Here is a 16,037-nt window from a genome sequence, read left to right on the forward strand (position 1 = left end):
TTTTTTTTGCGCGGGCCCGCGAGCGGGGGCACCAGCCCGAAGTTCACGTGCATGGGCTGATAGTCCGTCGTGGCGGGGTTGGTCGCCCAGGCCGCCAAGGAGCCGAGCGCCCCCGTGACCGGAAGGCTGACGCGCGCAATCCCGCGCAGGTCGGCAACCGTGTTGAGAGCCGCGAGCAGACCTGAGGCAAGCGCCTCGGCATACCCCTCGGTGCCGCAGATCTGGCCCGCCAGCCGGCAGCTGGTGCCCGGTATGGCAAAGCTCTCGTCCAAGGCGCGGGGAGCGTCGACGAAGGAGTTGCGGTGCATGACACCAAAGCGGAAGAACTCCGCGCCCGCGAGCCCCGGAATCATCCGGAACACGCGCGCCTGCTCGCCCCAGGTGAGGTTGGTCTGGAAGCCCACGATGTTGTAGGCGCTGCGCGCGGCGTTCTCGGCCCTCAGCTGCACCACGGCCCAGGGACGGCGCCCCGTTCGCGGGTCGGTGAGCCCGACCGGCTTCAAGGCGCCAAAGCGCAGGGCGTCGCGTCCCGTGCGCGCCACCTCCTCCACCGGCTGACAGGCGCAGAAGAGCTCGGAGCGCTCAAAGTCCCTGAGAATGGTCCGACGCGCCGAGACGAGCTCGTCAAGGAAGGCGTCGTACTCCTCTCGGGTCAGCGGGCAGTTGAGGTAGTCGCCGCCCTCCCCCCCGTAGCGGGACTGCTCGAAGACCACCGAGCGATCGAGCGTCTCGGCGTCAACGATGGGTGCGGCGGCGTCGTAGAAGGACAGGGAGGACGAGCCAAGGCGGGCGCGCAGGTCCTCGAACAGGGCCGGAGAGCACAGGGGGCCCGCGGCGATGACGCAGGGTCCCTCCGGCACGGACGTCAGCTCCTGGCGACGCAGCTCGATGAGGGGGCTCTCCTCAAGGGCGGCGCCAACGAGCCTCGAGAAGCGCGCACGGTCCACCGCGAGGGCCCCGCCAGCGGGGACGCGGGCCTCAAAGGCGCAGGAAAGCAGGACGGAGCCCATCGCACGCAGCTCCTCCTTGAGGAGGCCCGCCGCGGAGTCATGACGGGTTGACTTGAACGAGTTGGAGCATACGAGCTCGGCGAAGTCGCCCGTATGATGCGCCGGCGACGTCACGGCGGGACGCTGCTCAAAGAGCGTCACGGCGACGCCGCGTCGCGCCAGCTGCAGCGCGCACTCGCAGCCCGCGAGCCCCCCGCCGACGACGATAACCCGAGCGTCCTGCACCTAGCGGCCCCCCTCGCCCCCGGCGTTCGCCGGCTCTGCGTCATGTGACGCCCCCATTGTACCGTGCGCGAGGTACGCCGTCTCCGTCAGGCTGAAGCGGCCGTCGGGAAGCCTCCTCACCACGCCGCGCGACTCATAGTCGGCAAGCGCGCCCAGCACCTGAACGATGCCCTGCTGGAGGTATCGGGCAAGGTCGTCGGGGCGCGTCGGCTCGCTGACGAGCGCCGCGAGCAGCCTTCCCTCGGGGCGTCGGGCGCCCTCGCGCACCATTCTGAGGACGCCGTAGTCGAGCGCGATGCGCTGCTCGAGGTCCATCTCGGAGGCGATGACGCAGGCGCCGTCGGCGATGAGCCGGTTGGCGCCCATGGACTCCGGCGAGAAGATGCTGCCGGGAACCACGTAGAGGTCGCGTCCCAGGTCGTCGGCCGCGACGGCGGTGGAGAAGGTTCCCGACCGCAGCCCGGCCTCGCAGATGATCAGGCTCTGCGACAGGGCGGCGATGACGCGGTTCCTCTTGGGAAACGCGTAACGGCGCGGTGTTTGGCCCCAGGGCTCCAGGGAGACGACGGCGCCCTGGTCGGGAGCCTCCAGGAAGATGTCGCGCGAGCTCTGCGGATAGGTGACGTCGGCCCCGGTGCCCGCCACGATGATCGTCCTGCCGCCCGCGTCGAGCGCCGCGCGGCAGGCCGCGTGGTCGCAGCCCATGGCCCCGCCGGTCACGACGACCAGGCCGCACTCCGCCGCCACCCTCCCCGCGAGGCGGGCCGCGGCGAGGCCGTAGGGCGTGGCCCGGCGGGCCCCTATGACGGAGACGCACCTCTCGCCCAAAACCGCGACGTCGCCGAGCACGTGGAGCTGGGAGGGCGCGTCCTCGAGGTCGGTTAGGGCGACGGGATAGCCGACGTCCCCGCGCGCGACGTCGTGGCGCTCGTGTCGCGCCCGACAATCAGACATGCCCCTCACGCTCCCCCGCCCGGCTTCTGTAGCCGCTCGCCTCGAGCACGTGGTCCCTGAGAACCTTGTCGCTGCCCTCCACGTCCGCGATGGTGCGCGCGACGCGCGCGATCTTCACGATGGTGCGCCCTCCCAGGGCGAGGCGCGCCGCAAGCCCTTCGAGGCAGCTCTGGGCGCTCCCCTCCATGAGCAGTCGCTCGGCGAGCGGCGCGGCGGCGCCGACGGACCGCCTGGCGCGACGGGCCCTGCGCTCCCGCGCGCCCATCACGAGCTCGCGCATCTGGGCGGAGCCCATCCCCCGCACCCCCTTCACCACGAGCTGCGAGGGCGGACGCCTCACGTCAAGGTGCAGGTCGATCCTGTCCATGAGGGGCCCGCCGATGCGTCCCTGGTACGCCTGGACGCGCCCGGGCGCGCAGCTGCAGCTGCGCGCCGGGTCTCCCAGATGCCCGCAGGGACAGGGGTTTGCCGCGGCCACGAGCTGAAAGTCGCAGGGGAAGCTGTAGAGGCCGTCCACTCGCACCAGGCGCACGCAGCGGTCCTCCATGGGCTGACGCAGGGCCTGCAGGACGTTCGTCGCAAACTCCGGAAGCTCGTCCAGAAACAGCACGCCATGATGGGCAAGGGAGATCTCTCCAGGTATGACGGGACGTCCGCCGCCCACCAGGCCACCCAGGGAGACGGAATGATGCGGCGCCCTGAAGGGTCGCCGCCGAAAGACGGCCATGTCGTCGACGGGCTGGCCTGACACCGACGACATCAGCAGCACCTCCTCGAGCTCGGCGTCGGTGAGAGGGGGCAGGATGGAGGGGAGGCGCCGGGCCAGCATGGTCTTGCCGGCCCCGGGAGACCCCACCATGAGCAGGCCGTGTTTGCCTGCGGCGGCGATGACCAGCGCCCTCTTCGCCTCCTCCTGGCCGTACACGTCGACAAAGTCAAGCCCCTTGACACGACCGTCGCCACTGGGCGCGAGGCCCGGGGCAGGGCGGGACGCGCGAGGCAGCTCCTTCACGCCCCGGCGAAGGTCCGCCAGGCTCCGCAGGGGCCGCAGGTCGCAGCCGTCAGCACCCAACGTCGCGCCGCCCGCGCCCACGAGCCGAACCCCCAGCCTGCGAGCGAGCATCTGATAGGCCACCGTGCCGCGCGTCTCGCACACCTCGCCCGCCAGACCCAGCTCGCCCACGAAGAGGCAGCGGTCGAGCCCCTCGGTGGACATCTGCCCGCTCAGGGCGAGGACGGCCACAGCGATGGGAAGGTCAAAGCCCGTGCCGTTCTTTCTGATGCCAGCAGGCGCGAGGTTGACGGTATAGTGCAGGGGCGGCATCTTGAACCCGCAGGACTTGAGGGCGCAGCGCACCCGCGAGCGGGCGTCCATGACCCCCGCCCCCGGGAGCCCCACGATGGAGATGCCGGGCAGTCCCGCCGACGTGGCCACTTCGACCTGTATGGGCAGCGCCTCGACGCCCCAGAGGCAGGCCGACGCCACCGACACGTTTGACGCCGCCATCAGAGGTCCCAGGCGAAAGCGCCGATGAGGTGCCGCAGATGAGCCTGCCGCTCGCCTTCCACCTTGATGGCGATGACGTCAAAGCGCAGACACTCCGTCTTCTCGTGCTCAAGGAGATAGGCCAGGGCGATGTTGCGATAGCGGCGGCGCTTGTCCTTGGTGACGGCCAGCTCGGGGACCACGTCAACGTCGTCGGGGCGCGCGACGCGCGTCTTGACCTCCACGAGGACGACGCAATCGTCATCCCTGGCAACGATGTCCGCCTCGCCGCCGGCGTTGACGAGATTGCGCTCCAGCAGCTCGAAGCCCCGGCGCACGAGGTAGCTGGCGGCGAGGCGCTCGCCGAGGCGGCCCACCTCGCGCGGGCTCATGTCATAGGGCGAGGTGCCTTTGGGCTCCCAGCAGTCGTCCACGGATGACCACCAGGCGTCCTGGCGCGCGCGAAGATGCTCAGGGCCCACGTCACCGTGGACAGCGTCGGCCCCCTCCTTCGCCTCGAGGCCCTTGCCAGGCCCTGCGTCGACGGGCATGGGATCCTCAGCCCCCCTGCCGAAGGTCATTCTCGAGACAAAGCTGGCGTCGTCCATCGGTCCCTCCTTGGTCGTGTGCGTACGCCAAGGATGCCAGGCCGAACTTGCGGGGGGCTCGCACCCGTCTGCGGCGGCCTGCGGCGGCGTCGCGCAGGCGACGCAGACAGACCGTTTCAAAAGCTCAGGGGACCGGATGAGACGCGACCGCTGCGAGGGCGAGCGCGAGGCCCTCAGAAGAGGCGGGGCGTCTCCAGGAAGTTTCCACAGAAGCTCGCCCGGTGAAGCGGCGTGAGCCCGCGCTCGCGGATGGCCGCTATGTGCTTGGCGGAGGCATAGCCCTTGCAGGCCGCAAGGTGATAGCCGGGATACTCCTCATCGTAGGCGCGCATCAGGGCGTCGCGCGTGACCTTTGCCACGATGGACGCGGCGGCGATGGAGGCTATGCGGGCGTCGCCGTGCACCACCGTACGCTCGAGCGGGTGCACATGGACGGGGTTGCCGTCGATGAGGACGCATGCGGGCGTCACGTCGGCGTCGCGTATGGCCCCCGCCATGGCCCGACGCAGGGCCTGACCCATGCCCAGCTCGTCGATGTCGGCAGGCTCGACGTGACAGACGCCCACGGCCGCAGCCACTGCCAGGATTCGGGCGGCCAGGACCTCCCTGCGCGCGGGCGTCAGCTGCTTGGAGTCGTTGATGCCCCATATGACGGGGTCGTCCGGCAGCGCCACGGCGCAGACGGTGAGGGGTCCCGCCAGAGCCCCGCGCCCGACCTCGTCCACGCCCAGCACGACGCCCGAGCCCCCCAGCTCGCGCTGCAGCCTGTACAGCGAGCGCACGCGTTCTCGCTCCGCCAGCTCACGCTCGCGTCGCCTCGCGGCGACGGCGACGGCGTGCGCCACCTGCCGGCGCGGGTCGTCGGCATACCGTGCGATCAGCTCGCCCAGCTCGTCCGCGTCCGCCTCGCCCAGAAGGGCGGCGACCTCGCGAGCCGAGGCGGCCTGCGGCCGCGCCATGGGACCTCCTTACGAACAGGCCCCGGTCTCCCGGGGCCTTCGCTGACGTCTTAGCGCTTCTCGCGGATGCGGGCCGCCTTGCCCACGCGGTCGCGCAGATAATAGAGCTTGGCGCGACGGACGGCGCCATGACGGACGACCTCGAGCTTGGCGATCTTGGGGCTGTGGAGGGGGAAGGTGCGCTCGACGCCCACGCCGAAGCTGATCTTGCGGACGGTGAAGGTCTCGCGGGAGCTGCCGCCGCTCATGCGGATGACGTCGCCCTGGAAGACCTGCTCGCGCTCGCGGTCGCCCTCCTTGATGCGGTAGTGAACCTTGACGTTGTCGCCGACGCGGACCTGCGGGATGTCCTCGCGGATCTGCTGGCGCTCGATGGCGCGAATGTAGTCCATAGTTTCCTCGTCTCTAGAGGTGCCACCGTCTTGGCGTGACACATAGCTTTGCACACGAAAGAGTATTGTAGGACTCAAGGCCCGCGAGGGCAAGCCGCATTTCATCATTTCCACCCTTCCATGCCGCAAGACGCGCGTCTGTCCTAGGAACGGGCGAGCCTCCATCCGATTGCCCTCTCACGCATGCCCACGAAATCTCGGTAGATGCCGCCCGAGCGCATGAGCTCGTCATGGGTTCCGCGCTGGACGATCCTCCCGGCGTCAATCACCGCGATCTGGTCAACCGTCCTCACGGTCTTCAGCCGGTGGGCTATCATGATGACCGTCTTTCCGCGTCTCAGCTCCTCGACGGCACGTTGGAGCTCGAGCTCGTTCTCGGGGTCCACGTTTGCCGTTGCCTCGTCCAGAATGACGACGGGGGCATCCTTCAGGATGGCGCGGGCGATGGAGAGCCGCTGGCGCTCACCACCCGAGAGCGCAGCCCCGCCCTCGCCCACCCTCGTCTCGTAGCCCTGGGGAAGGCTCTCGATGAAGGTGTCGCAGCAGGCGCGACGGGCCGCCTCCACCACCTCCTCATGACTGGCCTCAGGCCTGCCGAACTTGATGTTGTTCTCGACCGTGTCGTCAAAGAGGTAGACGCCCTGGAACACCATGGAGAAGTTGGAGAGGAGCGCGTCTACCTTCCAGTCGCGCACGTCATGGCCCCCCACGAGGACGCGGCCCGCGCTCACGTCCCAGAAGCGCACCATGAGGTGCGCGAGCGTAGTCTTGCCCGCGCCGGAGGGACCGACGAGGGCGCAGGAGCTGCCCTGAGGGATGTCGAGCGAAACGCGATCGACCACTCGACGCCCCCCATAGCTGAACGAGACGTCCTCCAGCCGTATGTCAAAGCCCTCGCTTGACTCGACGCCCGCCCCCTCGTCCATGGGGGGCGTGGCGATGAGCGCGTTCACCTTGTCCATGCTGAGGTCGATCATGCGCAGCAGGCTGGCATAGCTGCCGACGAGCTCGAGCTTGGCGAAGACCAGGAACGACGCGACGAGCATGGTGAGGCAGGTGCCCGTCTCGAGCGAGCCCGAGACCCAAAGATGGACGGAGAGGAGGCACAGGCCAACGCTGGCGGCCTTGCAGATTGCCGCCTCCAGCACCATGAAGCCGATGAAGCGAAGCTCGAGGCCGAGGTTGACGGCCTCGCAGGACCGTATTGCCGCACCAAGGCGGCTCTCGGCGCGCTTTGCGACCGAGAAGGCCCTCACGACCGACATGCCCTGCACGTATTCAAGGACGGCGCCCACGAGGCCCTGCTGTGCCTCGACTCGACGGCGCGAGGTGGCGCGTGAGACGCGCTGCATGACGGCCATGACCCCCAGCACGCCGGCGAGGGTGGCGAGCGCGAGCAAGCCGCAGCGCGGGTCCATCACGCCCAGCGAGAGGGACATGATCAGGGTGAGCACGAGGCCCGAGATGACGTTGGTGTAGACGATGCCGCCGGCGTTTTGCACGTCATCGAGGGTGCTCGTCATGGTGCTCGCCATCTCGCCGAGGCTGGTCTCGTTGAAGTAGCCCATGGGCAAAAGGCGGAGGTGGTCCCCTATAGCGGCGCGCTTCTCGCCGCACATGGAGTAGTTGCCGTCGCAGAAGTTCTGGCTCTTGAAGTGAGCCGTGACGAAGCTGCCGGCGATGGAGACAAGCATGACGAGAAGTGACGAGACGGCAGTCGATGAGCTGAGCTCGCGGCGCGCGACGGCGCTGAGGACGATGGAGAGGGCGAGAATCTGCAGCGCCTCGAAGAGGGAGTTCGCCACCGCCCATGCCATGCCTCGACGCAGCTTGGCCGCGTTCGCACCCCCAAAGGCGAAGTACGCGCGGATGGTAGAAAGCATGGCTACTCCCCTTCCTGCGCCTCGTCGCGGGCGCCCCTGTGCGTGAGGTACATCCTGCGGTACAGCGCACACTCTTCCATGAGCTCCTCATGCGTCCCGCTGGCGCGCACGAGCCCGCCGTCCACGACGACGATCCTGTCTGCGGTGGTTATGGTGGAGAGGCGATGCGCTATGACGACGAGCGTGCGGCCGCGGATGAGGCGAGAGACGGCGGCCTCCACCTGTGCCTCGCTCTCGGGGTCCGTGTAGGCGGTCGCCTCGTCCAGAATGATGACGGGACTATCGTGCAGCATGGCGCGGACGATGGCGACGCGCTGACGCTCCCCGCCCGAGAGGTGACCGCCGGCGTCACCCACCACGGTCTGGTACCCGTGGTCGAGCGCCATGATGAACTCGTGGCATCCGCAGAGGCGGGCTGCTTCCATCACCTCGGCGTCCGTCGCGTCGGGCCGCCCCATCCGGATGTTCTCCATGATCGAGTCATTGAAGAGGTAGCACTCCTGGGACACATAGGCGACCTCGTCGGCGAGCTGGCGTGCCGAGAGGCTCGTGAGATTGCGGCCCCCAAGGCTCACGGTCCCCGCGTCCGGGTCCCAATACCCGGCCATGAGCCGCGCCAGGGTCGATTTGCCCGAGCCGCTGGGGCCCACGAGGGCGCAGACGGAGCCCGGCATGACGGAGAGGTCCACCCCATGGAGGACCTCGACATCACCATAGGAGAAGCGCACGCCCGAAAGCTCGATGCCGGGCACGTCCTCAAGCGCAGGCAGGACGGCGCCATCGTCAGCCCGGCGCTGCTCCCTCTCGTCAAGCACGCCCGAGATCTGCCCGACGATGGTCCCGACCTGGGCGAGGGAGTCGAAGAAGCTGAGTGCGGCATACAGCGGTGGGAAGATGCCCAAGGAGAGCGTGGCCGCCAGGACAAGGGTCTCGGGGGCCAGCTGGCCCGCCGAGACGAGCATGCAGCCCACGGGCAGGACTCCCACCAGCGTCGCGGGCATGATGGCAAGGGCCAGGTCGGACCAGACCTGGCAGTGGGCCATCCAGTCGATGTAGGAGCGAGCGTGGTTCCGCGCGGCCGTCGAGAACTTCTCATACGAGCTCGCCGAGCGACCGAAGGCCTTGATCACCTGTATGCCGTTCACGTACTCGACCGCCGCGGACGACATCTCGTTGCCCGTCCTGACCGTTCTGCCATACCAGCTCTCATAGTCGCGCATCATCTGGCCGAGCGCGAGCGCGCCGACGGGCAGCGTCGCAAGGGAGACGAGCGCCAACCTCCAGTCGAGCGAGAACAGATAGGCGACGACGACCACCGGCACCAGGAGGTTGCTGGTCATCTCGGGCACCGCGTGGGCGAGGACCGTCTCGATGCCGTCGGCCTTCTCGACGAGGATGTTCTTGAGGGTGCCCGAGGGCGTGTCGAGTACATAGCCCATCGGCACGCGGGCGAGCTTGGTCGCGACGAGCCTGCGCACGGCGGAGATGGTCCTGAACGTCGCAAGGTGCGAGACAGACGTCGAGGCATAGTGGAACAGGACGTAGCAGCCATAGCTTGCCGCCGCAAAGGCGCACCAGCCGACGTAGAGGCCGAGCTCCCGCCTGCCCTGCAGGACAGCCACGACCATGTTGCCTGCGGCGACGTACGGCAGGACGCTGCCGGCGACGCCGACGACCGCCAACAGGACCGAGAGCAGGTAGAGTCCGTGATAGGGCCGGGACCACTCATACAGCCGGGCAAGGGGTGAGCCCCCTTCCCTTGACGGCGTCTCCACTGTCGAGCCTCCTTAAAAAGTTAACCTTAGTTACCTTTTTAAGGATAGCAAAGCTTCCCACGCCCGGCAACCCCAGAACCATGGGCATGGCTCACACCACGGCCATCCCCGACAGGCTCCAGGCCTTGGGGACGTTGATCCTCTCGTAGCAGCGGATGGCAAAGCGGTCCGTCATGCTGCTCACGTGGTCGGCCGCCCGCACATGGAGGGGGTCGTCCTCGCAGCCCTCGCATGCCGGCGGAAGCTCGTCGGGGTGGGCATAAAAGTGCAGGAAGAGCTCAAAAACGAGATGAGACGCCTTGGGCTCCTCGCGCTTCGCCTCGCCGTGCAGGTAGAGGTTCTCAAAGAGAAAGCGGCGCATGCCCAGCATGGCGCTGCCCACCGTGTCTGACATGAGGATGTCCCCCGCCCGCGCGCTCGTCTCGACCGCGTCATGGACCATGGTCTCTATGCGCTCCGACGAGCTCGTGCCCAGAACGTCGCGATAGGCGGCAGGCAGAGACTCCTCCTTGAGCAAGCCCGCCCGCTTGGCGTCGTCCATGTCATGGGTCACGTAGGCGATCCTGTCGGCAAGCGCGACGATGCGCCCCTCCAGGGTGGAGGCGACGGGTCCGCAGTTGTGGCAGAGGATACCGTCTACGACCTCGGCCGTGAGATTGAGGCCGCGTCCGTCCCGCTCGAGCGTCTCGACGATGCGGACGCTCTGCTCACTGTGCGAGAAGAGGCCCTCCGCCGCAGGGTCCACGCTCAGGACCTTGGCCTGCGCCGCCCTGAGGGCCCGCTCGCCGGCATGGCCGAACGGCGTGTGGCCCAGGTCATGCCCGAGCGCGACGGCCTCGGTGAGGTCCTCGTTGAGGCCGAGGGGCCGGGCTATCGAGCCGGCTATCTGCGCCACCTCGAGCGTGTGCGTGAGCCGTGTGCGGTAGTGGTCGCCGTCGGGCGCGAGGAACACCTGCGTCTTGTTGGCCAGCCTCCTGAAGCTCTTGCTGTGCAGGATGCGGTCGCGGTCCTGCTGAAAGCAGGTGCGGTAGGGATCGTCCTGCTCGATGCGGAGCCTCCCCTTGCTCTGGTCGGCTCGACAGGCGGCACTACAAAGGAGCCGTCGCTCCCTGCCCTCGAGATCCTTGCGACTGATGAGGGCGAGGCCCTTGCCCATGGGAGACTCCCTTCCAAAAGAGAGGGGGAAGGAGCCAGGCCCCTTCCCCCTCTCGTTCTACCGCTCTGGCCTCACCTAGGCGACCGTCGCGGGCCCGCCGTTGGAGAGGATCTTGGCCTGCGCGCCGGCGAGGCGTGCGATGGGCACGCGGTAGGGCGAGCAGGAGACGTAGTCAAGGCCGAGGTCATAGTACATCTTGATGGAGTCGGGGTCTCCGCCCGTCTCGCCGCAGACGCCGCAGACGATGGTCTCGTTGGCGGAACGACCGCCCTTGACGCCCATCTCGACGAGCTTGGCGACGCCGGCGTCAAGCGTCTCGAACGGGTTGGTCTTGAGGACCTTCTTGGCGAGGTACTGCGGGATGAAGGCGCTCTCGACGTCGTCGCGCGAGAAGCCGAAGGCGGTCTGCGTGAGGTCGTTGGTGCCGAAGGAGAAGAAGTCGGCGTACATGCCGATCTCATCGGCGGTCACGGCCGCGCGCGGCAGCTCGATCATGCAGCCGATGGGGATGGAGAGCTCCACGCCCTCGGACTCCTCGACGGCCCTGATGCCGGCCTCGACCTGCTCGCGGACGAGCCTGAGCTCATCGACCGTGGAGATGAGCGGGACCATGATCTCGGGCTTGGGGTCAAGGCCCTGCTTCTTGAGCGTGGCGGCGGCGCCGGCGATGGCGCGAACCTGCATGTCGTTGAGCTCGGGATAGACGATGCCCAGACGGCAGCCGCGCAGGCCGAGCATGGGGTTGGCCTCCTGGAAGGAGTCCAGGCGGGCGAGGCGCTCGCGCATGGCCACGATCTGGGTCTCGTTCTCGCCGCGGCCCTCGGCATGAGCAATCTCGACGGCAAGCTCGCGGGGGTCGTCGAGGAACTCGTGCAGGGGCGGGTCGAGCAGGCGCACGATGACGGCCTTGCCGTCCATGGCCCTGAACATGCCCTCGAAGTCGCCGGTCTGGGCCTTGAGGAGCTGGCCGAGGGCCTGCTGCTTCTGGCCGTCGGTCTCGGCGAGGATGAAGGACTGGATGATCTGCTTGCGCTCGCCGAGGAACATGTGCTCCGTGCGGTCGAGGCCGATGCCCTCGGCGCCGAAGTCAACGGAGAGCTGCGCGTCCTCGGGGTTGTCGGCGTTGGTGCGCACGCCGAAGATGCGACCGCGCGAGGCGTCCCGACGAACCTCGTCGGCCCACTGGAGCATGTGCTCGAGGTCACCGGTGAGCTCGGGGCGCTTCAGGGGCACGGCGCCCACGATGATGTCGCCCGTCGTGCCGTTGATGGAGATGATGTCCCCCTCGTGCAGCGTGATGTCGGTGCCGGCGATGGAGACCTCCTTGTTCTTGGCGTCTATCCTGAGCGCCTCGGCGCCGCAGACGCAGGGGGTGCCCATGCCGCGGGCGATGACGGCCGCGTGCGAGGTCTTGCCGCCGTGCGAGGTCAGGATGCCCTCGGCGGCCACCATGCCCTTGAGGTCGTCGGGCGTGGTCTCCCAGCGGACGAGGATGCAGGGCTTCTCGACGTTGGCGTAGTGGACGGCGGCGTCGGAGGAGAAGACGACCGCGCCGACGGCGGCGCCGGGGCTGGCGTTCATGCCCTTGGCGGCCACCTCAAAGTCCGCGCTGGGGTCAAGCTGGGGGTGCAGCAGCTGGTCGAGCTGGTCGGGCGCCACGCGCAGGATCGCCTGCTCCTTGGTGATGCGGCCCTCGTCAACCATCTGCATGGCAACCTTGAGCGCCGAGAGGGCGGTACGCTTGCCCACGCGGGTCTGCAGCATCCAGAGCTTGCCCTCCTGGATGGTGAACTCGAGGTCCATCATGTCGGCGTAGTGGTCCTCGAGGATCTCGAAGACGCGATACAGGTCCTCGCCCGCCTTCTCGAGGCCGGCGATCTTGGGGAGGTCCGAGATGGGCTCCGTGTTGCGGATGCCGGCCACGACGTCCTCGCCCTGGGCGTTGACCAAGAAGTCGCCGTAGCGCTCGTTGGTGCCGTCGGCGGGATTGCGCGTGAACGCGACGCCGGTGGCCGAGGTGTCGCCCATGTTGCCGAAGACCATGACCTGGACGTTGACGGCGGTGCCGAGCGTGTCGTCAATCTTGTTCTGCTTGCGGTAGAGGATGGCGCGCTCGGTGTTCCAGGACCCAAAGACGGCCTGCTCGGCAAGACGCAGCTGGAGCAGCGGGTCCTGCGGGAAGGCGGCGACGCCGCCGGGGGCGACCTCGGGATGGGCCTGGGAGTCGACGTTCCTGGCGAAGATCTGCTTGAACTGGTCCGTGAGCTCCTTGAGGTCGTCGGCGTCGAGGTCGGTGTCGAGCTTGACCCCCTTGGCGCGCTTCATCTCGGTGATGGCGTCCTCGAAGAGCTGGCCCTCGACGCCCATGACGACGTTGGAGAACATCTGGACGAAGCGACGGTAGGAGTCCCAGCCGAAGCGCTCGTTGCCCGTCTTCTTGATGAGGCCCAGGACCGACTGGTCGTTGAGGCCGAGGTTGAGGACCGTGTCCATCATGCCGGGCATGGAGAAGGGGGCGCCGGAGCGGACGGAGACGAGCAGCGGGTCATCGGCATCGCCGATCTTCTTGCCCATGCGACGCTCGAGGTCCTGGCGATATCCGTCAATCTCGTCGAGGACACCATCGGGCCAGACGTTGCCCGCGCTCGAATAGGCGACGCAGGTCTGGCAGGTGATGGAGAAGCCCGGGGGGACGGGCAGGCCGATGTTGGCCATCTCGGCGAGGTTGGCGCCCTTGCCGCCGGTGATCCAGCGGGCCTTCTCGACGGAGTCGCCGGCGACCTCCGTCACGTTCTGGCCGTTCTCGTCCACACCAAAGCGATATACATGCTTTTCAGCCATGCGACACCCCAATCAATAGCCAGGCACGGACTGTCCGTACCATTCCTGCAAGACGGCGTCCAAAAAACGCCGCCTCCCTATCGAATCCATTCTAGTCAGCAACGCCGCGAACCTGGGAGGTCCGCCAAACATCGAATCCTTTGACCACCTGGCATATTTGTGGCGCAGGAGAGGGTCTGGATGTGCTAACCGACTTGAGCCTCGTTGTCGCTGCGGCGGCCCACCTCGTAGTGGGGCTCCTCGCCCGTGAGCGTCGAGATGACCGTGATGGCGGGGCCGAGCAGGTCAATGCTCGGAATGCCCCGGCTGTCAAGCTCGCGGCGGATGTCACGACGTAGGTTGCGGTCGACGATCGTATGAAACACCGCCAGGGGCACGTCCGCGGTGATGTTGGAGTCCAGGTAGGTGCGAACCATGTCCACGGACTTGACGTTGCCAAGCTGCTTGATGGTCACGACCTTGTCGCTGAACTGATCGGCTGCCGCCTCGACGACGCTCGCCGCAGTCTCGCCGCGCGCGTCGGAAAGCACGAACACGACGGGGGTGACGTCCGAGAAGATGTCCACGCCAAGCGAATCTTCCACCATCTATAGTCCTCCCAATCCTCGGTGCCGCCGACGACGTTCGCGGCACAAACGATGCCTGCTGGCCCTATTGCGCCCTGGAGAGCGCCCCGACGTCCGCCACGCCCGTGAAGACCGAGACGAACAGGTTGAGGAGCCTAAGACGATTCTCCCTGATACCAGTGTCCTTGTCCATGACGAGAACGTCCTCGAAGAACCGGTCGATTGGTCGGCGCAATTCGGCGAGGGCAACGCAGGCGGCCTCGTAGTCGTGCGCCGCGAGCGCGTCGCGCACGGAGGCGGACCCCACGCGGCAAGCCCCGAGCAGCGCGCGCTCGGCATCGCCCATGGTCGTCTCGTCCGGCTCGCCGGCCAGGCTCGAGTCGGCGAGGTGGGCGGCACGGGTGTAGGCGTGGGCCAGATCCTCGAAGAGCTCGGGCTCTCTTGAGCGGGCGTCCTCGAGGGCGTGGGCGCGCGCGAGGAACTCGGCGGGGTCGATGACCCCGACGGCCGTGACGGCTTCGATGACGTCGACGGAGACGCCGTCCTCGCGAGCGATGGTCGCCAGGCGCCCCTGGAAGAAGCCGACGATCGCACGAAGGGCGACCTCGGGGTCAAACGGGAGCCCCTGGGACTGATAGGTGTCGAGCGAGAGGGAGATGAGCGCGCGCAGGCTCACGGGAGGCAGCGAGCGCAGCAGCGCGATGACGCCGATGGCCGCCCGACGCACCGCGAAGGGGTCCTTGGAGCCCGTCGGGGCCTCGTCGATGGCAAAGATGCCGCAGATGGTGTCGAGCTTGTCGGCGACGGCGACCGCGGTGCCCACGACGCCGGTGGGCAGCGCGTCGCCGGAAAACCGCGGGCGGTAGTGCTCGCGAATGGCGTCGGCGACGTCGGCGGGCTCGCCGGCGGCCCGGGCGTAATAGCCCCCCATGACGCCCTGCTGGCTCGTGAACTCGACGACGGCCTGGGTGACGAGGTCGGCCTTGGCAAGACGGGCCGCGCGCGCCGCATGGGCGACGACATCGGCGTCCGCGCCCGCCGCGCGGGCGACCTCGGGGGCGACGGCCTCCATGCGCTCGGCCTTCTGCAGGACCGTGCCCAGGCGCTCCTGGAAGACGACGGTGCCCAGGCGGCTCACGTAGTCCTCAAGAGGGCGCTTGAGGTCCTCCTCCCAGAAGAACTTGGCGTCGTCGAGGCGCGCCCTCACGACCCGCTCGTTGCCGTCGATCACCGTGTCGTCGCAGGCCGGGTCGGCGTTGGAGACGACGACGAACTCGCGCGTGAGGGCGCCCGAGGCGTCCAGGATGGGAAAGTAGCGCTGGTGGGAGAGCATGGACTCGCTGATGATCTCCTCGGGCACCGCGAGGAACTCCTCGTCAAAGCGGCCCACGAGCACGTGGGGCCACTCGCAGAGGTTCACGACCTCGTCAAAGACGCGGGCGGGCGTGTCCACCCGGGCCCCGTCGCGGGCGGCCTCGACGTCGGCGATGCCCGCCCGGATGACCTGCGCGCGCTCGCGCTCGCCCATCACGTGACAGGAGCGGAGCGTCTCCACGTAGCTCGCCGGGTCCTTGACCTCATGCTCGCCCGCCCCCATGACCCGGTGACCTCGCGTCGTGGCGCCGCTCGTGACGCCCGCGTAGGTCACGGGGACCACCTCGGCGCCGAAGAGGGCGCAGATCCAGCGAACGGGTCGCACGAAGGTCTGGTGCTCGCAGCCCCAGCGCTGGGAGCGGTAGTTGGGCCACTCCAGGGAGGCCATGACGTGCTCGGACAGCTCGCTGAGGATCTGGGCGCTCTGGCGGGAGGGGCTCACGCGCTCGGCGAAGACGTATTCCCTGCCGTCGGCGTCACGTCGGCGCACGAGGTCGCCGGCGTCGACGGCGTTCTTGCGCGCGAAGCCCAGGGCCGCCTTCGTGGGGCTTCCTCCCTCGTCAAACGCGATGGAGGCCGCAGGGCCGCGCCGGCTCTCGCGGACCTCCCTTGTCCGGGTCGGCAGACCCCTGACGACGACGGCGAGGCGACGGGGCGTGGAGAGGGTCTCAAGGCCCTCGAAGGCGAGGCCCGCCTGCCCCAGGCCGGCGCGGACGAGCTCGCCCAGCTGCCTCTGGGCGTTCATGAGCGGCGCGGAGGGCATCTCCTCGCAGCCAATCTCGAGCAGAAAGTCACGTGTCTCGGCCAT

Annotated in this window: 12 protein-coding genes; all 12 read right to left on the reverse strand. The window is 68.3% G+C overall.

Going from position 1 to position 16,037, the window contains the following annotated elements:
- The coding region (gene trmFO / locus HMPREF2826_RS07520; protein ID WP_070640653.1) for a methylenetetrahydrofolate--tRNA-(uracil(54)-C(5))-methyltransferase (FADH(2)-oxidizing) TrmFO at positions 1–1,235 on the reverse strand (1,235 nt) is incomplete at its 3' end.
- Entirely contained in the window at positions 1,236–2,189 is a 954-nt protein-coding gene (locus HMPREF2826_RS07525) for a DNA-processing protein DprA (protein ID WP_070640655.1), read from the reverse strand.
- Complete coding sequence (locus HMPREF2826_RS07530; RefSeq protein ID WP_070640657.1) at positions 2,182–3,696, reverse strand: YifB family Mg chelatase-like AAA ATPase; 1,515 nt, start codon at positions 3,694–3,696, stop codon at positions 2,182–2,184. The genes HMPREF2826_RS07525 and HMPREF2826_RS07530 overlap by 8 nt, the downstream gene beginning before the upstream one ends.
- Positions 3,696–4,283 carry a YraN family protein gene (locus HMPREF2826_RS07535; protein WP_070640659.1) on the reverse strand — a complete coding sequence of 196 codons (588 nt, stop codon included), beginning with the start codon at positions 4,281–4,283 and terminating at the stop codon, positions 3,696–3,698. The genes HMPREF2826_RS07530 and HMPREF2826_RS07535 overlap by 1 nt, the downstream gene beginning before the upstream one ends.
- Before the next feature lie 173 nt (positions 4,284–4,456).
- Positions 4,457–5,242 carry a ribonuclease HII gene (locus HMPREF2826_RS07540; protein ID WP_070640661.1) on the reverse strand — a complete coding sequence of 262 codons (786 nt, stop codon included), beginning with the start codon at positions 5,240–5,242 and terminating at the stop codon, positions 4,457–4,459.
- A 50-nt stretch (positions 5,243–5,292) separates the two neighbouring features.
- Complete coding sequence (rplS, locus tag HMPREF2826_RS07545) at positions 5,293–5,634, reverse strand: 50S ribosomal protein L19 (protein ID WP_070640664.1); 342 nt, start codon at positions 5,632–5,634, stop codon at positions 5,293–5,295.
- A gap of 143 nt (positions 5,635–5,777) precedes the next feature.
- Positions 5,778–7,517, reverse strand: a complete 1,740-nt coding sequence (locus tag HMPREF2826_RS07550) for an ABC transporter ATP-binding protein (RefSeq protein ID WP_070640666.1) — start codon at positions 7,515–7,517, stop codon at positions 5,778–5,780.
- 2 nt (positions 7,518–7,519) lie between these two features.
- Positions 7,520–9,292 (reverse strand): ABC transporter ATP-binding protein, encoded by a 1,773-nt coding sequence (locus tag HMPREF2826_RS07555; protein ID WP_070640668.1) that lies wholly within the window; start codon positions 9,290–9,292, stop codon positions 7,520–7,522.
- A 91-nt stretch (positions 9,293–9,383) separates the two neighbouring features.
- Positions 9,384–10,448 carry a deoxyguanosinetriphosphate triphosphohydrolase gene (locus tag HMPREF2826_RS07560; RefSeq protein WP_070640670.1) on the reverse strand — a complete coding sequence of 355 codons (1,065 nt, stop codon included), beginning with the start codon at positions 10,446–10,448 and terminating at the stop codon, positions 9,384–9,386.
- 75 nt (positions 10,449–10,523) lie between these two features.
- Positions 10,524–13,289 (reverse strand): pyruvate, phosphate dikinase, encoded by a 2,766-nt coding sequence (gene ppdK / locus HMPREF2826_RS07565; protein WP_070640672.1) that lies wholly within the window; start codon positions 13,287–13,289, stop codon positions 10,524–10,526.
- A gap of 185 nt (positions 13,290–13,474) precedes the next feature.
- Positions 13,475–13,876 carry a kinase/pyrophosphorylase gene (locus tag HMPREF2826_RS07570; protein WP_070640674.1) on the reverse strand — a complete coding sequence of 134 codons (402 nt, stop codon included), beginning with the start codon at positions 13,874–13,876 and terminating at the stop codon, positions 13,475–13,477.
- A 64-nt stretch (positions 13,877–13,940) separates the two neighbouring features.
- Positions 13,941–16,037 (reverse strand): glycine--tRNA ligase subunit beta, encoded by a 2,097-nt coding sequence (glyS, locus tag HMPREF2826_RS07575; protein ID WP_070640676.1) that lies wholly within the window; start codon positions 16,035–16,037, stop codon positions 13,941–13,943.

This window comes from Olsenella sp. HMSC062G07, from assembly GCF_001811895.1.
GTDB classification, from domain to species: domain Bacteria; phylum Actinomycetota; class Coriobacteriia; order Coriobacteriales; family Atopobiaceae; genus Olsenella_F; species Olsenella_F massiliensis.